This window comes from Sphingobacteruim zhuxiongii (assembly GCF_009557615.1).
GTDB lineage: Bacteria > Bacteroidota > Bacteroidia > Sphingobacteriales > Sphingobacteriaceae > Sphingobacterium > Sphingobacterium zhuxiongii.
This window is the reverse complement of the sequence record NZ_CP045652.1, coordinates 2,307,122-2,327,770: the sequence shown is the minus strand read 5'-3', so window position 1 is coordinate 2,327,770 and position 20,649 is coordinate 2,307,122. Positions and strand designations below refer to the sequence as shown.

The following is a 20,649-nucleotide window of genomic DNA, read 5'->3' as shown; positions in this document are numbered from 1 at the left end:
TTCGAAAAGGGCTTTCGCGGCATAAATGCTCGCTACGCTCCGCTTTATTCCACGTCCCTTTTCCAACCGACCTTCTCTGGCTCTTAGTGGCCTAACAGAAGATCTCCCATAAACTTCGACAATAATTTATTAGATATTAGATTTTAGATGTCAGAAATTAGATTTTTGGAATTTGTTAGTGTCATTTTGGAGACGAGTTGATGATTAATAAAAAAATGGTTTAGGAAATCTAATCCCTAAACCATTTTTAGATGTCTAACATCTCATATCTAACATCTTATATCTAATGCCGGCTAGCGTAAAGAATAAGCTTTCAAAGCTTCTTCAAGGCATTTTAATGCTTTTTTCAAGTCATCTTGATTTAAGACATAGGCTAAACGAACTTCGTTTTGTCCAGCGCCAGGTGTTGAATAGAATCCTGTTGCAGGCGCCATCATAACTGTTTCATTGTTGTAATCGAACTCTTCTAGTATCCATTGACAGAACTTGTCGGCATTGTCAATCGGTAATTTAGCTACGACGTAGAATGCACCGCCTGGATTAGGACAGAATACACCGTCAATGCTGTTTAATCCTGCAACTAAAACATCTCTTCTTGCTGTATATTCTTTAGAAACGGCTTCGAAATAGCTGTCCGGAGTATCTACTGCTGCTTCACCAGCAATTTGTCCTTCTAACGATGGGCTCAAACGTGCTTGTGCAAACTTTAAACAAGTTTGATATAATTCATTATTCTTTGTGATAATGCAACCAATTCGTGCTCCACAGGCCGAATAGCGCTTTGATACGGTATCAAATACAACTACATTGTTTTCTAATCCTTCCAAATGCATTGGCGATAGGAACTCGCGTCCATCATAGCAAAACTCACGATAAGCTTCGTCAGAAAATAGATATAGGTCATATTTCAAACATAATTCGCGTAGTGCTTCTAATTCTTCACGTGAGTATAAGTAACCGGTCGGGTTGTTAGGATTACAGATAGCAATTGCTTTTGTTTTCTCAGTAATCACTTTTTCGAACTCAGCGATTGACGGTAAAGCAAAGCCATTGTCGATATACGACATAATTGGTTTCACGATAATATCCGCGGAACAAGCAAAACCATTATAGTTTGCGTAGAACGGCTCTGGGATAATTACCTCTTCACCTGGGTTTAAGCAGGCTTGCATCGCGATCGTAATGGCTTCAGAGCCACCATTGGTAACCAAAATGTCGCTCGGGCTGATGTTATAGTTTATTTTGTTGTAATATTCTGCCAACTTCGTACGATAGGATAGGGTTCCTTCCGATGGCGTATATGCCCATACCTTGAAATCTATATTCTTTAAAGCATTTAACATTACTTCCGGTGTTTCAATATCCGGTTGACCAATATTTAAATGATAGATCTTTTTACCCTCTCTTTTGGCTTGATCGGCAAATGGCGTAAGCTTTCTAATGGGAGACGCAGGCATCTGTATGCCTTTTTTAGAGATTGTTGGCATTATAATTTGTTTTCGTTTTTATTGGCACAAATTTACGAATAATCTTCGAAGGATTGCATATAAATAACAAAGCCGTTCCCCAAAGGAAACGGCTTACTATATTTTATTCTTGTGCTGGTATTATTCAACAATACCTTTAATGGTCAATGTTTTTACAGGGGTTTTCGTGTTCGACTTCACGATAAAGGACTTGGTGAATGGACCTTTAGTTTCCGCATTGAAAGTCACCTTGATTGTTCCTGCATCTCCTGGTTTTACGGGTGTTTTTGTAAACTCAGCAACTGAACAGCCACAAGTAGGTTGAACATCAGCAAGAATGATCGGCTCATCACCAGCATTATTAAATTTGTACTCGTAAGAAACTGGCTTACCTGCAGGAATCTTCCCGAAATCATGCGTTTCTTTTTCAAACTTAAACTCCGCTGTAAATAATGTCATTGCTGTTAAACTGATAAATGCAATTACCACCGCACAAATACTTGTAATTTTTTTCATTGCTTCAATTTTGTTTTGTTTCTATTTAGTTCTGTCAATCAAATCTAAGACCAATTTTATTAAAAATAGACTTATTGAAAATAGAATTGCTTAATTCAACAATAATATTACACAAAAATATTAGATGATTCCCTCTTTTAAGATGTCTTGTATATGGATTATTCCTGCGTAATTACCCTCATTGGTTACCACCAATTGGGATATACTAAATTGACGCATAGTATGTAATGCATTAACTGCCAACTCGTTTCGGTCGATTGTCTTTGGATTCAAGCTCATGATATCCTTTGCAGTTAAATTAGCGATATCCTCATATTTCTCCAACATTCGACGAATATCACCATCTGTGATAATTCCCAATATTTTTTCGTCATCCAATACGATTGTTGCACCTAGTCGAAACTGAGTAATAGAAATAATTACGCTACGAATATCTTTTGAAGGTTCTACGACTGGTAAGCCGTTGTTGTCGGATAAGTCTCCGACACGTAGATAAAGCTGTTTACCCAATGCGCCACCTGGATGATATTTTGCGAAGTCTCTATCGGAGAACTGTCTTTTAGTTTGTAAAGCAACCGCGATAGCGTCACCCATAGCCAATTGCACTGTAGTGCTGGTTGTTGGCGCCAAATTATTGGGACATGCCTCGCGAGTGATTGTAGTGTCTAGGATATAATCCGCTTGTTCAGCTAAGAAGGAGTTACGATTTCCAACGATCGCCACCAGCTTATTGTTTGTTTGTTTTAGGAAAGGAACAAGGACTTTGATCTCTGGCGTATTGCCACTTTTGGAAATCGCGATAATCAAATCTTCCTGTTGTATAATCCCTAAATCGCCATGAATAGCGTCGGCGGCATGCATGAAAATGGACGGTGTTCCTGTCGAATTTAGGGTTGCGACAATCTTTTGAGCGATAATTGCACTCTTTCCAATACCTGTAATAATCACACGACCATTTAAACTAAGGATTGATTCAACAACCTTAACGAAATCATCATCAATTCTTTCTGAAAGCGAAAGTATATTTTTCGCTTCTAATTCGAAGGTGTCGATGGCAACCTTTTTGATATCTATGTTGTTTTTCACGTAAAATTTACCTATTTTTATTCTTCAATTTACACACAAAAATACATTATTTAGGGCGTATTCCTAGTGTTGTATCAAGTCATCTAATTTATTATCGTAGGTGAATGGAAATAGAAAAATCACTATTTGACAATTTACAGGATTTTTTCGGGTTTGATAATTTCAAAGGAGATCAGGAAGCGATTATCACGAATGTGCTTAATCGGAAAGATACCTTTGTAATTATGCCAACGGGTGGTGGCAAGTCTATCTGCTATCAGCTCCCGGCATTGATGAGTGAAGGAACGGCTATCGTTATCTCACCATTGATTGCACTTATGAAAAACCAAGTAGATCAGCTGAGAGCCTTCGGTGGAAGAGACAGCATTGCGCACTTTTTGAATTCCTCATTAACCAAGAATGAGATTCTTCGTGTGAAGCAGGACGTAACGGAGGGTAAAACCAAGTTGCTCTATGTGGCACCGGAATCTTTGGCAAAAGAGGACAATCTCGCGTTTTTAAAGAGCATTACGGTATCGTTTGTTGCTGTTGATGAGGCTCACTGTATTTCAGAATGGGGGCATGACTTCCGTCCGGAATACCGTAAGATACGTCAAGTGATTAATGAGGTTGGCGATAATATCCCCATCATCGCTTTAACCGCTACGGCTACTCCCAAAGTACAGTCTGATATTCGGAAGAACTTGCAGATGACTGATGCACAATTATTCAAATCATCATTCAATCGTACTAACCTCTATTATGAGGTGCGTCCGAAGCAGGATGTGATTAAGGAGATTGTGCGTTTCATCAAGAGTAATGCAGGTAAGGCCGGTATTGTATACTGTTTAAGCCGTAAGAAAGTCGAGGAGATAGCGGAGGTTTTGACCATCAATGGTATCAAGGCGCTTCCTTATCATGCTGGCTTAGATGCGAAAACTCGTGCGGAGACTCAAGATAAATTCTTAATGGAAGATTGCGAAGTCATTGTGGCGACTATTGCTTTCGGGATGGGTATTGACAAGCCTGATGTGCGCTATGTCATTCACCATGATATTCCGAAGTCAATGGAAGGTTACTACCAGGAAACTGGACGTGCAGGTCGCGATGGAGGAGATGGCTTTTGTTTGGCATTCTACTCAGAGAAGGACGTTGAGAAGCTTACTAAATTTATGAAAGATAAGCCTGTTTCGGAGAAAGAAATAGGTACGCAAATCTTAAAGGAAGTAATCGATTACTCTGAATCTGCTGTTTGTCGCAGAAAACAAATTCTACATTATTTCGGTGAGAAATTTGATGAAACAGGCTGTAACAGCATGTGCGACAATTGTCGTTCGGCGAAAACATACTTTGATGCCGAAGCATCCCTTCTTCAAGTATTAGGTTTTATTAAAGAGCAAGGCGATAAGTTTGATGATCAGCATATTATCAATGTGATGATAGGTCAAAATAATCAACCGATATCTTCTTATAAGCATGATAGCCATCCATTATATGGCTCTGGTAAAGAATTAGGAGTCAACTATTGGAATTCTTTGATCCGTCAAGCGGAGTTATCCGATTTTATCAAAAAGGATATCGATCACTACGGGCTATTGCAATTGACCGAAGGAGGTAAAAAATATATCAATAATCCATATCCGATTAAGTACATTATTAATCGTCCGATGGAGAAAGCGAGCTCTGATGGTTCAGAGGACACTTTAGGTCAGTCGAGTACGCTGGACGCGGAGTTATTGAAAATGTTGAAGGATCTTCGCAAGAAGATCGCTAAGCAGAAGTCACTTCCCCCATTTGTTATCTTTCAAGACCCTTCTTTAGAGGAAATGTGTACGCATTATCCGGTATCGACGGAAGAGCTTAAGAAAATCCAAGGGGTAGGGTCTGGAAAAGCCATGAAGTTTGGTGCTCCATTTGTGGAATTGATCAAGAAGTATGTTGAGGATAACGACATCGATAGACCACAGGACTTAATCATCAAAAGTACCGCAAACAAATCGGCACTTAAGGTGTCTATCATTCAGAATATTGACCGGAAAATCAGCTTGGAAGATATTGCCTCCTCGAAGGGAATTAGCTATGAAGACATGCTGAAGGAGGTCGAATCTATTGTTAATTCGGGAACGAAGTTGAATATCGGATATTTTGTCGATGAAATGATTGATCCCGATCGTCAAGATGAGGTTTACGATTACTTTAAGTCTGCCGAGAACGACAGCATTGATGGCGCATTGAATGAGCTAGGTGAGGAGGATTACTCTTTCGAAGACATTCAGCTGATGCGTATCAAATTTATATCAGAATTAGGAAATTAATAATACCATATGATCCATACTTATTTGCCAAATATTAAGAATGCGGACTCAAACGCTTTCTTCTTAATGGCAGGCCCATGTGCAATCGAAGGAGAAGAGATCGCACTTCGTATTGCCGAACGTATCGTAACGATTACCGATAAATACAACATCCCGTATATTTTCAAAGGCTCATACCGCAAGGCGAATCGCTCGAGAGTAGATTCATTTACAGGAATTGGTGATGAGAAAGCATTGAAGATATTAGAGAAAGTAGGGAAGACCTTCGGTGTTCCGACTGTCACGGATATCCATGAAAGTCATGAAGCGGCGATGGCTGCTGCTTATGTTGACGTCTTGCAAATCCCAGCATTTCTATGTCGTCAAACGGAGTTATTAGTTGCTGCTGCAGAGACTGGAAAGGTTGTCAATATTAAGAAGGGGCAATTCCTTTCTGCAGAGTCAATGAAGTTTGCAGTGGATAAGGTAAAAGACTCGGGAAATGATAAAGTATTTTTAACAGACCGTGGAAACACATTCGGTTACCAAGATCTAATTGTTGACTTTCGCGGTATTCCAGCGATGCGTAACTTTAACGTACCGACAGTAATGGATTGTACGCATTCCTTGCAACAGCCAAATCAAACTTCGGGGGTAACAGGCGGAAAGCCAGAACTGATCGAAACGATTGCTAAGGCTGCTATTGCAGTAGGTGCTGACGGTTTATTTATTGAAACACATCCAGATCCTGCTAATGCAAAATCAGATGGCGCAAACATGTTACATTTAGATTTATTGGAAGGCTTAATGGAAAAGTTAATCCGCGTAAGACAAGCAATTCTTTAAGAATTCTTTCGGAGCGCTTGAATTGCGTATGCAATCGGGCGATTAGGCTTCGATCAACACATAAAAAAAAGTCTGAACAAATTGTTCAGACTTTTTTTTGATTATAATAATACAAATTTATTCAAAGTATTCTTTAATACGCTCGAAGAATGACTTCTCGCTCTTTCCAGGCTGAGGTTTAAAGTTTGCTGAGCTCTTTAATTTCTCTAGCAATTCTTTCTCTTCCTTCGATACTGTTTTCGGTGTCCATACATTGACATACACCAATTGATCACCTTTATGGTAAGAATTCACTTCCGGCAAACCTTTTCCTTTTAAACGAAGGATTTTACCGCCTTGTGTTCCTGGATCAATTTTAATTTTCGCTTTCCCGTCTATGGTTGGAATTTCTACACTCGTACCTAAAGCAGCATCTGCAAAGTTGATATATAAATCATAAATGACATTAATGCCATCACGTTTTAATGTTTCGTGCGGAACTTCTTCCACCAAAATAATCAAATCGCCAGGGATACCACCGCGTGGAGCAGCATTACCTTTACCACTCATCGACAGTTGCATTCCTTCACTTACACCTGCAGGGATATTGATTGCGATTGTTTCTTCGCCACGCTCTAAGCCTTCACCTTTACAGGTAGTACACTTCGCGGTAATCTCCACACCCTCACCATTACAGGTAGGACAGGTACTGGTGGTTTGCATTTGACCTAAAATCGTATTGGTTACACGACGCACAGATCCGCTACCACCACAAGTATTACAGGTATGGTAAGAGCTTTTGTCTTTAGCGCCAGTACCGCTACAGGTATGGCAAACAACTTGTTTGTTGACTTTAACCTTCTTCTCAACGCCTTTGGCAATCTCCTCTAAAGTTAATTTAACCTTAATACGTAAGTTACTTCCGCGTTGAACACGACGTCCGCCACGAGAGCCACCGCCGCCGCCGCCAAAGAAACTCTCAAACGGATTACCGCCACCGAAGATATCGCCAAACTGGCTAAAGATATCGTCCATGTTCATTCCGCCACCTCCGTAACCACCAGAAGCAGAATTACCCGCATGACCAAATTGATCATAGCGTGCACGCTTCTCCGTATTACTTAGGATTTCATAAGCCTCAGCAGCTTCTTTAAATTTATCTTCGGCTTCCTTATCCCCAGGATTCTTATCCGGGTGAAATTTAATCGCCAATTTACGATAGGCAGTCTTAATCTCAGTTACTTCCGCTGTGCGCGTAACTCCTAGGATATCGTAATAATCTCTTTTTGACATCTTCTTCTTCTTATTGACCTACTACCACCTTAGCAAAACGAATCACACTGTCATTTAAGAAATAACCCTTCTCAATAACATCAATTACTTTATTCTTCAAATCGTCTGTAGGAGCAGGAATAGATGTAATCGCCTCCTGATATTCTGGGTCAAATGGTTTACCTATTACGTCCATTTCTTTCAGACCTAATTGCTCCATGGTTTTGCGGAACTTCGTATTTACTAGGTCAACACCTTGTTTTACGCTATCATCATTTGGAATATCTTTCATAAAAGACATCGAACGATCAAAATCATCTAAAACAGGTAATAGTTTGATTAATACATCTTTTCCGGCCGATTGCATTAAATCAAGTTTCTCTTTGGATGTACGCTTCTTATAGTTATCAAATTCTGCAACTAAACGAGCATATCTGTCGTTTGACTCTGCGAGTTTGTCGTTCAAATTAGCTAGCTCATCCACTTCAGGAGTTTCTACATTTTCCGTAGTGTTGTTCTCTTCGGTATTTAAGTTTTCGTCTTGAATATTATCGTTATCTGTCATCATCACCGTTAATGTTTATTCTAGTTATTCGTATAATCAATTTTATTGCCAACAAAAAAAATCCGACAGCCTGTCAGTGTTTCCTAGAAGGGCACTTGCAAAATGTCGGATTTTTCAGATTAATGTCAGTTTTTAGATGCTAACATTGTCATGCAGGGCGCCGTCCGCCGTGCGGAGGATACGTGCGGGCATATTCTTAATAATTTGATAGTCATGCGTTGCCATCAATACCGCGGTTCCCGAGGAAGCGATATCGCGTAATAACAAGACAATTTCTTCAGAAGTTGCAGGGTCTAAGTTTCCAGTAGGCTCATCGGCAAGGATAATCTCTGGATTATTTAATAAGGCACGAGCAATAACAACACGTTGCTGCTCACCACCGGAAAGCTCATGTGGCATTTTCTTTAATTTCGAACGTAAACCAACTTTCTCTAAAACGTCGAGCATACGGTTCTCAATTAATCCTTTCTCTTTCCATCCTGTTGCACGAAGTGCAAATTCTAGATTTTTCTCGACTGTACGGTCGTTCAACAAGTGGAAATCTTGGAATACGATCCCTAATTTTCTACGTAAGAAAGGCACATCATTCTCATGAAGCTTCTTGAGGTCGAAGCCGGCGATCATGCCTTCGCCGTTTGCGATATACAAGTCACCGTAGATGATTTTCAATAAACTACTCTTACCAGAACCAGATTGACCGATTAAGTATAGGAATTCACCTTGCGCAATATCTAAATTAACGTTCGATAGAACCAGGTGCTTTTGTTGATATATATCTACGTTCTTAAGTTTTATAACCGTATTTTCTCTCATGTCTTTCTATAAGTCAATTTTTTTTATCTGCCCAAATGGCAATTCTCGAACTATATCCATGATATAATCCAGTTTATCAGCTAAGCCAATTTTATCCAGGGATTTATCGGGTCGATCTACTCGAAAGTATGCTAACAGCGTAAATGCGTCATCCCGCAATTGAACATAATCGGGGATCTTCGCAACTCCCTTTACTTTGATAACATACATGTAAACAAAATTATAATTTTTTATTAATACACAGTTATATTAACGCTACAATTTACCTTTTATTGGTTCGCTTTTAGAAATTCTAAAGTATTCACCTGATCGGCATAATCATCCAAAGCGGGTGCCTGACTAGAACCCATTGGAAAGACAGGCGATTCGATGGCTAAAGCAATTTCGGAACTTACGCACTGTATGTTCTCGGATTGACGGTTAAGGTAGGCCTCAACTACGAAGATGTCCCGATACCGTTCATAGTGAACAACGGCCAGGGGAGAGGTCATGCTTTCATCTTCCTTCAACAATAAGAAGCCATTGTCATAGTGCTGATTCTTATTGATCAGGTAGATGGATTTGTTAAAGTCGTAGTTATTATTGTATTTATGATGGTTCTGTATCCAGTTGAAGGATTCAATGGATTCAAAGAAACGCGCGATATCGTAATCTTCGGGAATATAAATCTTGGATACCGAACGACAGCCTAAGCCATAGAAATCAAAAATGTCATGTCCCAATTTCATTAATTGCTCGTTTGTTTCCTCACCATTTAATACAGCAATGGAATTTCTATTCTTGCGGATGATATGGGGTTTCTTTCCAAAATAGTGTTCAAAATAGCGCGCAGAATTATTGCTTCCAGTTGCAATAACCAAATCGTAATCTCTTAATATATCAACTATCGTAAAACGTGCAGCAAAGGCGGGCTCTATTTCGACGAGCTTGTCTAATACAAATTGTGTTAGTCCAGCATCATCAGATGATGTCTTAATTTGCGCTTTGAAACCACTAATTAATACCGATAGGATATCATGAAAGCCAACTAGGGGAAGATTACCGGCAAGTACGAGACCAACAACCTTTTCACTTTCAGTATCGGGACTATTGGCGAGCCATTTGGTTAGATTTTCTTGATTTAGCTGCTTTCCAAAGGCTAGAAATTGTTGTTGTACAAAGGATTTACTGTACCAAGGGTTCCGACGTTCGGCAAGTTCTAAAATCGATTGAATGGATTCATCGTTTGAGCTCAAAAAGGTTCCTAACTTACTGAATGCTTGAATGCGTTGTTCTTGTATCAAAACTTACTATTTAGAATAATTCTCTATTATTTTTCTCTTATATTTGCCACATCAAAGTCAATAACTATTAAATTGATATACTTTATTTTTATGTAGTATAATTTTAATGTTACCTTTGACAAGTGCAAAATTAGTTTATTATTTTATTGTAAGGACATAAATGGCAATTAAAATTACTGATGAATGTATAAATTGTGGGGCTTGCGAACCAGAATGCCCAAACAACGCAATTTATGATGCGGGTGTAACTTGGAAGTTCTCGGACGGTACAGCGTTGGATGGCGTTATTGATTTTGGCGACGGTGTTACATTGGACGCTAATGAGTCTCAAGAAGCAGTTTCTAACGAGGTTTATTATATTGTTTCGGATAAGTGTACAGAATGTGTTGGATTCCATGACGAACCACAATGTGCGGCAGTATGTCCAGTAGATTGTTGTGTGGATGATGAAGACGTTCGTGAATCGAACGATGAGTTACTAGCGAAGAAAGCTTGGTTACACGCTGAATAAGCATCAAAATATATACGAAAAAAGAGCCTGTCAATCGACAGGCTCTTTTTTTTCTGAAAGTTATTATTGTTTTTTTTAGTAATCCAATAAAATGTTAGACCAGTGATTATTCAAGGGTCTATTCTTTTTGTCCGGATAATTTTGTTTCTGTTTCTTGTGTATTATTATTTATGATGAAATGACTTGATTAATAAAAACAAGAGTATAATTTTTTCTACGAGCTCTAAAGGCATCAACTGTTGGTTCTTAACGTCTGATATCAGTTTTATTTCCGGGGAGTCTAACCACCAAAAAAAGGTCGATCTTTTATTTGTAAGACGTGTTTTTAAGGGTACTCAATTGTTTCTGTAATCTGTCAATTCTTTTAAGTCGTCTATTTTCAAGTATTTTCTTATCCTGTGGATGCAATTGATAGGCTTCATTGTCCCTCAGGACATGGTATGCTGCAATCAAGATCTTATGTGCGATGGCTATTGTAGCCTTCTTCTGACCTCTTCGTCGTGCAGCGATTTGATGATGCTTGACCGCAAGTAATGGATTTGCCTTGGATCTAGAGGCCACCCATGCTGCCTCCACGAGCGTCGTCTTGAGATACTTGTTTCCACGTGTTATTTTCGAGGAGTACTTCTTTCCTGCACTCTCATTGTTGCCTGGGCAAACCCCAGCCCATGAAGAAAGGTTCTGATGTGTTGCAAATTGAGCCATGTCCGTACCGATTTCTGAAACGATTCCCAGTGCCACCCTGGAAGATACTCCAGGGATAGATTCCAGTAGTTCCAGCTCCTTGTGCATGATCCTTGCGTACTGTTCCATCTGAGCCTCTGATTGTGCTATTTGTAGATTGATATGATCGATGGATTGCAGTATTAGGTTCAACATGAAGCGGTGATGATCCGTGATCTTGCCAGTAAGTGCCTTAAGTAGCTCTGCGTGTTTCTTGACCAGCGAACCCTTGGCCATGCTTGCCAATAGCAAAGGATCGAGTTGACCTTTGGCCATGGCCCGGACCATTTCCATGGCGCTTACCCCAAATACGTCGCTGACTACGCTCCTCAGTTTGATGTTGGCGGATTCAAGGATGTTCTGTAACCGGTTCTTTTCTGCGGTCCGCATAGCGATAAGCTTACGTCTATGTCGGAAAAGTTCCCTGAGCTCCCGGATATGTTGTGGTGGGATGAAGCTCCCCTTCAGTAAACCGGAAAGAAGCAGTTTAGTGATCCATTCGCTATCCTTCTTGTCGGTCTTCTGTCCCGGAACATTTTTGATATGCCGGGCATTGACCAGTAGGATGTGAAAATAGTCTTCCAGAACCGCGTAAACCGGTCGCCAGTAAACCCCAGTGCTTCCATGGCAACCTGTGTAATGGAATGGGCCTGGAGCCATTCCACTAAATTGTACAAGTCATCCGTAAAAGTTAAGAAGGTTTTTGTCTCTGTATCAAAATCACTACCTTTAATGGTAGCAACTACTGTGTCTTTGTGGACATCCAGTCCACAACCACGGTCAAGAATAAAGGGTAATCCGCTGACAGCCATAGGTCTTATATTTATTGGTACTAAGATACCGTTTTGGCTAAATGCCTATTGGGACTATGAGCCCGTGACTTTCATGGCTGTTGGTGATACCCGATGTATCATGAACGTTTTGTTTGAAAGCGTTGCCGTTTCACTCACTGTTGCGTGCATCAAGCTAAAAAAATAGTGTAGATAGAAGGCTTAAGGGCTGCAAATTGCATAAAACTGGCAGTAAGAATCGTTTTAGATTCGGGGCTTCAATAGATGGCCTTGGAAAGCGTAGAAATCGGGACTGATGTTGTCGCTATACATCGCTCATTTGCTTAATTTATTTGCTAAACACGCCATTTTTTTTATTTTTGTCGGTCAGTAAACTTCAAATAACGGAAAAAATAACCCCTAAATTAAATACATGTCTAAGAAAACAACGGGATATATTCTACTAATCACGATTGCATTAGCCTCTATAATTACCTTACTCTACGAATTCGATCTTGTTGCTATTCCGAATACCGTAATGGTCGTTGTACGTTGGGTTACTGCTGCCGTATTAGTGCTTAACGCCTTGGTGCGTAGAAACCTAACAACATGGATCTTAACCTGTATGATCCTCGGTATATTCATTGGTTTGGATTTGCCCAATGCGGCGCGTGCATTACAGCCGCTAAGTCAAGGCTTTATTAAATTGGTGAAGACGATAGTTGGTCCAATTTTATTCTCAACCTTGGTATTTGGTATCGCAGGTCATTCCGATTTGAAGCAGGTGGGTCGTATGGCCTGGAAGTCAATGTTGTATTTCTTTTTAGCAACAACTTGTGCTATTTTCATTGGATTAGGCGCGATTAACTTAACAAGAGCTGGTGTAGGAATCGATATCGAGCATATGCCACATGAGGAACTGCCAAAGACCTCAGCAATTAGCGATGCGGATCAAGTCGCATTGGATCATATTGATGAGAGTGCACATTGGTTATTTAAGTTCTCTACATTCTTTAGAGATACCTTCCCAGAGAACATTGTGAAATCAATCTATGAGAATAAGGTATTGCAAATCGTTGTGTTTGCGGTCATTTTTGGTATTGGATTGGCGATGGTCGAAGAGAAGAAGCGAAAGCCGCTGGTAGACTTTACAGAGAGTCTCTCGGAGGCGATGTTTAAGTTCACGAACTTGGTGATGCTCTTTGCACCTATTGGTGTGGGAGCGGCGATGGCTTATACGGTCGGGCACCTCGGCGTCGATATCCTCAAGAACTTATTTATGCTCCTAGCGACATTGTATTTAGCATTGATTTTGTTCTTATTATTAGTGTTATTACCGGTTGCATTATACTTAAAAATTCCGGTGAAACAGTTTGTGAACGCTATTAAAGAACCTGTTTCTATTGCTTTTGCAACAACAAGCTCAGATGCAGCGCTTCCAAAAGCGATGAGTGCGATGGAGAAATTCGGTGTACCACGTCGTATTGTATCTTTCGTTATTCCAACTGGATATAGCTTTAACTTGGATGGAACATCACTTTATTTATCATTGGCCTCCATATTTGTTGCGCAGGCAGCAGGTATACACTTGTCTTTTGGTCAGCAATTAGCAATTGCCTTCACCTTGATGATTACGTCAAAAGGTGTAGCAGCCGTACCTCGTGCTTCCTTAATCGTCTTAATTGCTACGGCAGATCAATTCGGATTGCCGGTATTCGTGATCGCTGCTATATTGGGTATCGATGAGTTAATGGATATGGCGAGAACGTCGGTAAATGTGATAGGTAACTGTTTGGCAACTGTCGTGGTCGCTAAATGGGAGGGTGAATTTGACGAGGCCGCCCCATTCAGGACGGACTCGGATGAAGATGGCATTAAAGAAATCGCAGAGGTCATCGAAGAGGGACCGGAAGGCGAAACAAAAGTATAACAAAATAGAGAGGGGATGTTCAATAGAACATCCCCTTCGTTTTGAATATATGAATTATTAATTGCGCAAATTAAGATATGTAGCCCTTGACATATTGTTTGGTAATTTCATTCTGCGGGTTCAGCAAAATATCATCTGTTTTTCCAAACTCAACAATCTCCCCATTGTATAAAAAGAGAATATAGTCGGATACGCGTCTCGCTTGACGTAGAATATGAGTAACCAGCACAATTGTATAGTCTTCTTTAAGCTGCACGAGTAGGTTTTCGATGGTTTGTGTCGATATCGGATCCAATGCGGAAGTAGATTCGTCACCAAGGATAATTTCAGGCTCTACAGCGAGCCCACGCGCAAGACATAGGCGTTGTTGTTGTCCAATTGATAAGCGTGTCGCAGACGAGTCTAAACGATCTTTCACTTCTTCCCATAGTCCGACATTGACTAGTTGCTGCTCCACAATCGCACGTAAGGTCTTTTTATCGCGTATGCCATGAATCTTTGGACCGTAGGCTATATTGTCGAAGATAGACATCGGTAAGGGAAATGGTTTTTGCGACAGCAGTCCCATTTTCTTGCGGATATGCGTTACTTCAGCACCTGGTGCATAGATATCCTCATTGTTTACTAAGACCGATCCGCTAACTTCTACATCTTTCTGGTCGTCGAGAAGCCTATTTAAGGTTTTCAATAAGGTCGTTTTGCCACATCCCGAAGGCCCGATAATCGAAGTAATCGAGTTATTGGGGATGTCTAAACTAATATTTTTCAAAATCTGTTTACCATCGACTGTTACATTCAAATCTTTAATTTGAATCTTGGGCAGTACAATGGAGCTTAGATCTTGTGCTTTTTCTGCTTCGACGCTAGGATATGTGAGCATAAAACGATAATTAAGATAATACTTGTTAAAACTAAGGCAGAGGCATAAGCACGGCCTTGAACTTCTGGAATAGGACTACTCAGCTGAAAAAAGATGGCTAATGGCAGGGTTGCTGTAGGTTCATCAATGTATTTAGGCAGATTGTCACTAAATCCAGTTGTCAATAAGACGCCTGCAACATCACCGATTGCACGACCAAAAGCCAATAGAATCGCTGTAAAGAGTCCGGGTTTAATATATTTTATCATGACACGTGCAGTTTCCCAGCGCGTTGCGCCAAGTGATGCCGTAACATGTCTTAGATCTTGAGGAATAGTAGAGATCAGTTCGTCTAAGGTTCTGACTACGATAGGGATAGTTAACAGAGTAATCGTAATTATACCACCCAATAGTGAGGCTCTAATACCCAGGAATACCATGATACTGAAGGCTATTGCGCCATAAACAATGGATGGAATCCCGAACAAAACATCGAACAATAACTTAGCACTGCGCGCTAAGGAAGAGCCTTTCTTGACGTAGATATTCAAGTATAGTGCAATGGGAATCCCAATTAGGGTTGCTAGCAAGGTCGATGCCGATGCTAGGTATAGTGACCCTAGAATAGCATTGAGAATACCGCCTTCTTTTCCGATATAGAATCCGCCTTGAGGGACTTTACTGATCATATCCCAGCTAAGGTATGGTAAGCCCTTATATAGAATGGTGCCGACAATAAAGAATAGCGAGCCGGTGATAATAATTCCCGACAACTGCATCAGCAACTTCGCTATTTTTTCCTGCAATAATCTTGATTTAACACTTCTCATATTAATATTTTGCCTCCAGTTTGTTTAAGATCAATCGGGATATCAAGTTAAATCCGAAAATGATTACGAATAGTAGTAATGCGGCGAACATTAAAGCCGAGTCGTATAATGGTATTGACATCATTTCGCCGAAGTTATTTGCAATCAGTGCAGGAATAGGATAGCCTGCGTCGAATATAGATTTCGGGATCTGGGGAATATTACCGCAGACCATTAAGACGGCGACAGTTTCTCCGAATGCTCTAGAAATCGCAAGAACAACGGCAGCAAAGATGCCAGGCTTTGCCTTTTTAAGAATCACATGTTTGATGGTTTCCCAACGAGTAGCTCCTAAACTTAACGATACGGCGCGTAGTTCATAGGGAATTGTATTCAACACTTCTACCATGATGCTCACCATAATTGGAAAGATCATTACCGCCAAGACTATTCCGCCAGCGAATACTGAGTAACCGGTGCTGCTGATGCCAAATATTGGCGCTATATAGGTGCCTAATAACGGAACAACGAATAGTACGCCCCAAACACCGTAAAGTACAGGTGGGATTGCCGCGAGCACATTGACCAAAGGCAATACCATATTGCGTAAACGATCAGAAGCGTATTCTACAAGGTAGACCGACGCGAGAATACATAGGGGAACAGCGATAATGAGGGACAATAACGTCACCCATATGGTTCCCAAAATAAAAGATAGAAAGCCGAATTTTCCTTTTAAAGGTGCCCACACACTTTCTGTCAGAATGGATCCAATGGAAAACTCCGACAATAGTGGTAAGGCTTTCCATACTAAGCCAACGACAATCAGTACAATGACTAAGCTAGTAATCCCCAATAAGCCCTGCGATAGCCTCTGCGCTATTTTATCTTTTACTAATCTGTTTATCACTGCTACTTAATTTTTGTAGTTGTTCTGCAATTATATTTTTCTCCAAGGGAACATAGCCATTTTCTAATAGGTAGGCTTGTTGTTTTTCTTCCAATACAAACTCAATAAATGCTTTTAAGAGTTTGGTTTGTTTATCGTTTCGTACTACAAACATCAGCTCACGTGCGGGAGGTGATGGATATTTTTGTTGCGCTACTGCCGACGTTAGTTGATCGATATTGTCGTAAAAGTTCTCATCCGCATCAATTTTACCGTTCTTATTAAGATCTATCGGCAAGGCCGCAATGTTCGCGCTTGTTTTCTTTGTCTTTAGATCGTAGACATAGTTGATATTATTGAAACCTATAGCGAGTTCATTATCTTTAATGGCTTGCGCAAGTCCAGGGTCGCCAAATATCCCGATACCTTTCAGGTCTTCTTGGTTTGATTTAAAGAACTTAGCCCAAGTTTCTGCTGCACCGGCAGCATCCGAACGGACATAGACTTCTATTGATTTCTTCACAAAGCGGGGATCTATATCCGACCATAACTTGTACTTCCCGCCGAGGAAAATACCTTTAAGCTCGTCCTGCGTAAGACCACGCTCTCGAATTAACTTAAAGTTTGGGTGCTCTGTATTGATGGTTCCAATCACAGCATCATTCGCTACGAGAATTGGAAATGCACCTTTCTCTAATTCCTGCGGGTGTAAATCGCGTGATACCAAACCGATATCTACCATATTTGTTAACACGTCTGCGATTCCTTTTCCCGCGCCACCTGCCGAAATGTTGAAGCGTACATCGGGATTCTCTTTTTTGAAATCCTCACTCCATAATACAGCTAATGGATAGAGCGCAAAGGCTCCAGAAATTGAAATATTACCAATATATCCGCGCTCTGCATCGTACCCTTCAGAAACCTTTGGCGCACAACCTTGCAAAGAAAGTATAGCTAAAAGACTGAATAATACGGATTTACCTTGTTTCATGGACTTGTGTTATGCTTTGTATTTGTAATATTTCTACAAATATATACTAAATCACTAGATATTATATATTATTTATACAGAAAATTTATACATTTGTCCATTGAATCTTAACAATACAATAAAATAAGATCGGGTATATTGAATTATTTATAATACTAAGAGAGTTGTAACATGCAGAGTTTTCGCACGGAATTAGAGAATCCAGTCGTAGAACAAGAGATAATCGAGCTGGAGAGAAAGATTAGGAGTTATCGGAAAGGGGAGATCCCTGATGAAAAGTTTCGCTCATTAAGATTGGCAAGGGGAGTTTATGGTCAGCGTCAGCCTGGAGTGCAGATGGTGCGCATTAAATTACCTTTTGGGAAAGTTACTTTTAAACAATTGCTAAAGATTGCGGATATCTCCGATGAGTATGCGAGCAAGAACCTGCATTTAACAACACGTCAAGATATTCAGATTCACTTTGTGAGCCTCGATAAAACGCCTGAATTATGGGCAAAATTAGCAGAGGATGATATTACCTTGCGCGAGGCTTGTGGAAATACCGTTCGTAATGTGACGGCTTCAGCGACTGCGGGTATCGATCCAGACGAGTTGTTCGATGTTTCGCCTTATGCACAGAAAACATTTGAATACTTTCTGCGAAATCCTGTTTGTGCAGAAATGGGCCGTAAAATTAAGATGTCTTTCTCTTCAAGTGAGAAGGATTCTGCATTTTCATATATCCATGACTTTGGTTTTATTCCCAAAGTAAAAATCGTTGATAACGTCGAGCAACGCGGTTTTAAAGTGATGTTAGGTGGTGGTCTTGGCGCTCAACCAATTTTAGCTTATGAGATCTTTGATTTCTTGGGTGAAGATGACTTCATACCGTATATCGAAGCTACACTTCGTGTCTTTGATCGCCATGGCGAAAGAAATAACCGTAATAAGGCTCGTTTCAAATATTTGATTCAAAAACTTGGTTTAGAATCTGTATTAGCATTAATTGAAGAAGAGAAGATTGCGATTAAAACCAAGAAGGTAATCGTTGATCGTAACCTGATTCAACAACCGGCAGCGCCGACTGCGGATGTGCTTCCTGAAGAACCTATAAATGCTGTTGCTTTTGAAATCTGGAAACAGACGAATGTCTTTGAACAAAAGCAAGCTGGCTTCTACGGTGTATACGCGAATATTCAAACAGGTGATATTGCTACCGAAAAAGCGAGAGTTTTAGTTGAAGGCTTGCGTGGTCATATTGCTGACGATATTCGTATTACTCAAGATCAGAATTTACTGTTCAAATACGTGAGAGAAGAGTCGATCGCTCATATTTACAATGTGTTAGATTCTTTAGGTTTTTCAAAACCTGGACATAACAGTACAGCAGATATCACCACTTGTCCTGGTACGGATACCTGTAATCTTGGTATTTCCAACTCAACGGAAATGGCGCGAGTATTGGAAAACTATATCCATGAATTCCATACGGATTTTGTATTCGAACAACAGTTGAAGATTAAGATATCAGGATGTATGAACTCATGTGGTCAGCATGGTTTGGCACATATCGGGTTCCATGGTAGCTCAGTAAAAGCGGGTGGAGCAGTTGTTCCAGCGGCGCAAGTGATGTTAGCAGGCGGAACGATCGGAGACGGTAAGGGTCGTGTGGCTGAGCGTGTGATTAAAGTTCCTACAAAACGCGTGTTACAAGTAGTCGATGTTCTTTTTACTGATTTTAAGGCGAATAAGACGGCTGATCAGAACTTCCATGACTATTATGATCAACAAACAAAAGACTATTTCTACCGCTTATTAAAGCCGCTTGCGGATTTAACAACTTTAACGGCAGATGAGCATATCGACTGGGGGCATGAAGAGACCTTTGCGACAGCAATTGGTGTTGGTGAATGTGCTGGTGTTGTGATTGACCTTGTAGCAACTTTATTATTGGAAGCTGAAGAGAAATTGGACTTAGCGCGTTTAGCTTTAGAGAACGGACAATATGCGGATTCAATCTATCATGCATACAGTTCATTTGTATGGACCGCAAAAGCTTTATTGTTGGATAAAGGCATTAATTCATCTACGCAATCTGGCGTGATTCAGGAATTTGATAATCATTATGTGAATGAAGGATTATTTACTTTCCCGACAAGCTTCGCTGATCGCGTGTTGCAAATCAATAAATACGAACCGTCGAAGGAATTCGCCGAGACTTTTTTAATCCAAGCGACTGCATTTAGTTTAGAAGGTGCTGAACGTCGTGAAGAACTAAAATCGGTAAATCAATAATTAGGGAGGGGAAAAGAATGAAAGAAATTAGACCGAAAGTGACGCTAGTTGGTGCAGGACCTGGAGATCCTGACCTCATTACACTAAAAGGAATTAAAGCAATTGAAGCAGCAGACGTTATTTTATACGACGCGCTAGTTAACGAAAGTTTACTAGACTATGCTAGCCAAGATTGCACAAAGATATACGTTGGAAAGCGTGCAGAACGCTTGTCGACTTCACAAGATCATATTAATCAGCTACTGGTTGATTATGCTTTAACACATGGTCATGTTGTACGATTAAAAGGTGGAGATCCTTTTGTTTTTGGGCGAGGTGGTGAAGAGTTAGACTTCGTTAGACAATTTGATATACCTACAGCCGTTGTGCCGGGTATTTCATCGTCGGTAGGTTTAACAGGCTTGCAACAGATTCCATTGACTTATCGTGGTATCTCTGAATCATTTTGGGTGATTACTGGCTCGACAAGCGATGGAAATTTATCAAATGACTTGTATAAGGCTGTAGAAACCAATGCGACTGTCGTCGTATTAATGGGCTTCTCGAAGCTTCGTGAAATTGTTGCACTATACCAATCGTATGGAAAGTCTGAGTTACCAATTGCATTGATTCAGAATGGTTCATTGCCGAACGAGCGTGTGGTATTAGGTCGAATTGATAATATTATTCAAGAGGCTGAGCGTAGTTTGGTTGGGGTGCCAGCAATTATTGTACTAGGTGAAGTCGTTGCCAAACATCTCGAATTTGAAGCTGTTAAACAAGAAGTTGCCACGTTAAATACCGCATATTAA

Annotated in this window: 19 protein-coding genes; 6 read left to right on the top strand and 13 right to left on the bottom strand. The window is 40.3% G+C overall.

All coding sequences use genetic code 11. The features are described from left to right. Nucleotides 1-293: 293 nt before the first annotated feature. The 3 genes from GFH32_RS09925 to GFH32_RS09915 form a co-directional block, all read right to left on the bottom strand. On the bottom strand, nt 294-1,487 hold the full coding sequence (locus GFH32_RS09925; protein ID WP_153511463.1) for a pyridoxal phosphate-dependent aminotransferase: 1,194 nt from the start codon (nt 1,485-1,487) through the stop codon (nt 294-296). A 120-nt stretch (nt 1,488-1,607) separates the two neighbouring features. After that, nucleotides 1,608-1,982: a DUF1573 domain-containing protein gene (locus tag GFH32_RS09920; RefSeq protein WP_153511462.1), complete on the bottom strand. Its 375-nt coding sequence runs from the start codon at nt 1,980-1,982 to the stop codon at nt 1,608-1,610. A 120-nt stretch (nt 1,983-2,102) separates the two neighbouring features. Further along, the gene (locus tag GFH32_RS09915) at nt 2,103-3,068 is read right to left on the bottom strand and encodes a KpsF/GutQ family sugar-phosphate isomerase (RefSeq protein ID WP_153511461.1); all 966 of its coding nucleotides are present in this window, start codon (nt 3,066-3,068) and stop codon (nt 2,103-2,105) included. A 104-nt stretch (nt 3,069-3,172) separates the two neighbouring features. Between GFH32_RS09915 and recQ the strand changes: the two genes are divergently transcribed. Beyond that, a complete protein-coding gene (gene recQ, locus GFH32_RS09910; RefSeq protein WP_153511460.1) occupies nt 3,173-5,362 on the top strand; it encodes a DNA helicase RecQ in 2,190 nt (729 codons plus the stop codon). 9 nt (nt 5,363-5,371) lie between these two features. Further along, on the top strand, nt 5,372-6,187 hold the full coding sequence (gene kdsA, locus GFH32_RS09905; protein ID WP_153511459.1) for a 3-deoxy-8-phosphooctulonate synthase: 816 nt from the start codon (nt 5,372-5,374) through the stop codon (nt 6,185-6,187). 117 nt (nt 6,188-6,304) lie between these two features. Here kdsA and dnaJ read toward each other — a convergent pair whose 3' ends face one another. From dnaJ to GFH32_RS09880, 5 genes are all read right to left on the bottom strand, one after another. Then, the gene (gene dnaJ / locus GFH32_RS09900; protein WP_153511458.1) at nt 6,305-7,459 is read right to left on the bottom strand and encodes a molecular chaperone DnaJ; all 1,155 of its coding nucleotides are present in this window, start codon (nt 7,457-7,459) and stop codon (nt 6,305-6,307) included. A gap of 10 nt (nt 7,460-7,469) precedes the next feature. Continuing rightward, nucleotides 7,470-8,006 (bottom strand): nucleotide exchange factor GrpE, encoded by a 537-nt coding sequence (locus GFH32_RS09895; protein WP_228384105.1) that lies wholly within the window; start codon nt 8,004-8,006, stop codon nt 7,470-7,472. Between the two features lie 129 nt (nt 8,007-8,135). Next, nucleotides 8,136-8,816, bottom strand: coding sequence for a cell division ATP-binding protein FtsE (locus GFH32_RS09890; RefSeq protein WP_153511457.1), 681 nt, complete (start codon nt 8,814-8,816; stop codon nt 8,136-8,138). A gap of 6 nt (nt 8,817-8,822) precedes the next feature. After that, nucleotides 8,823-9,026, bottom strand: coding sequence for a fructose-6-phosphate aldolase (locus GFH32_RS09885; RefSeq protein WP_153511456.1), 204 nt, complete (start codon nt 9,024-9,026; stop codon nt 8,823-8,825). A 59-nt stretch (nt 9,027-9,085) separates the two neighbouring features. After that, nucleotides 9,086-10,099 carry an acyl-CoA reductase gene (locus GFH32_RS09880; protein ID WP_153511455.1) on the bottom strand — a complete coding sequence of 338 codons (1,014 nt, stop codon included), beginning with the start codon at nt 10,097-10,099 and terminating at the stop codon, nt 9,086-9,088. Between the two features lie 160 nt (nt 10,100-10,259). On the opposite strand from GFH32_RS09880, the gene GFH32_RS09875 reads away from it, so the two are divergent. Next, nucleotides 10,260-10,610, top strand: coding sequence for a 4Fe-4S dicluster domain-containing protein (locus GFH32_RS09875; RefSeq protein ID WP_153511454.1), 351 nt, complete (start codon nt 10,260-10,262; stop codon nt 10,608-10,610). 306 nt (nt 10,611-10,916) lie between these two features. Here GFH32_RS09875 and GFH32_RS09870 read toward each other — a convergent pair whose 3' ends face one another. Then, nucleotides 10,917-11,993 (bottom strand): IS110 family RNA-guided transposase, encoded by a 1,077-nt coding sequence (locus GFH32_RS09870; protein ID WP_228384104.1) that lies wholly within the window; start codon nt 11,991-11,993, stop codon nt 10,917-10,919. A gap of 543 nt (nt 11,994-12,536) precedes the next feature. On the opposite strand from GFH32_RS09870, the gene GFH32_RS09865 reads away from it, so the two are divergent. Continuing rightward, entirely contained in the window at nt 12,537-14,033 is a 1,497-nt protein-coding gene (locus GFH32_RS09865; protein WP_153511453.1) for a dicarboxylate/amino acid:cation symporter, read from the top strand. 70 nt (nt 14,034-14,103) lie between these two features. Here GFH32_RS09865 and GFH32_RS09860 read toward each other — a convergent pair whose 3' ends face one another. The 4 genes from GFH32_RS09860 to GFH32_RS09845 are packed head-to-tail and all read right to left on the bottom strand — an operon-like array spanning nt 14,104 to nt 17,581. Continuing rightward, nucleotides 14,104-14,913 carry a phosphate ABC transporter ATP-binding protein gene (locus GFH32_RS09860; protein ID WP_153511452.1) on the bottom strand — a complete coding sequence of 270 codons (810 nt, stop codon included), beginning with the start codon at nt 14,911-14,913 and terminating at the stop codon, nt 14,104-14,106. Continuing rightward, nucleotides 14,868-15,722 (bottom strand): PstA family ABC transporter permease, encoded by an 855-nt coding sequence (locus GFH32_RS09855; RefSeq protein ID WP_153511451.1) that lies wholly within the window; start codon nt 15,720-15,722, stop codon nt 14,868-14,870. The genes GFH32_RS09860 and GFH32_RS09855 overlap by 46 nt, the downstream gene beginning before the upstream one ends. Before the next feature lies 1 nt (nt 15,723). Beyond that, nucleotides 15,724-16,611, bottom strand: a complete 888-nt coding sequence (gene pstC / locus GFH32_RS09850) for a phosphate ABC transporter permease subunit PstC (protein WP_153511450.1) — start codon at nt 16,609-16,611, stop codon at nt 15,724-15,726. After that, nucleotides 16,586-17,581, bottom strand: a complete 996-nt coding sequence (locus GFH32_RS09845; RefSeq protein ID WP_153511449.1) for a PstS family phosphate ABC transporter substrate-binding protein — start codon at nt 17,579-17,581, stop codon at nt 16,586-16,588. Before GFH32_RS09845 ends, pstC begins: the two co-directional genes overlap by 26 nt. A 171-nt stretch (nt 17,582-17,752) precedes the next feature. On the opposite strand from GFH32_RS09845, the gene GFH32_RS09840 reads away from it, so the two are divergent. Together GFH32_RS09840 and cobA are read left to right on the top strand one after the other, a co-directional pair. Continuing rightward, nucleotides 17,753-19,858: a HEPN domain-containing protein gene (locus tag GFH32_RS09840; protein WP_153511448.1), complete on the top strand. Its 2,106-nt coding sequence runs from the start codon at nt 17,753-17,755 to the stop codon at nt 19,856-19,858. 17 nt (nt 19,859-19,875) lie between these two features. Then, nucleotides 19,876-20,649: a uroporphyrinogen-III C-methyltransferase gene (gene cobA / locus GFH32_RS09835; RefSeq protein ID WP_153511447.1), complete on the top strand. Its 774-nt coding sequence runs from the start codon at nt 19,876-19,878 to the stop codon at nt 20,647-20,649.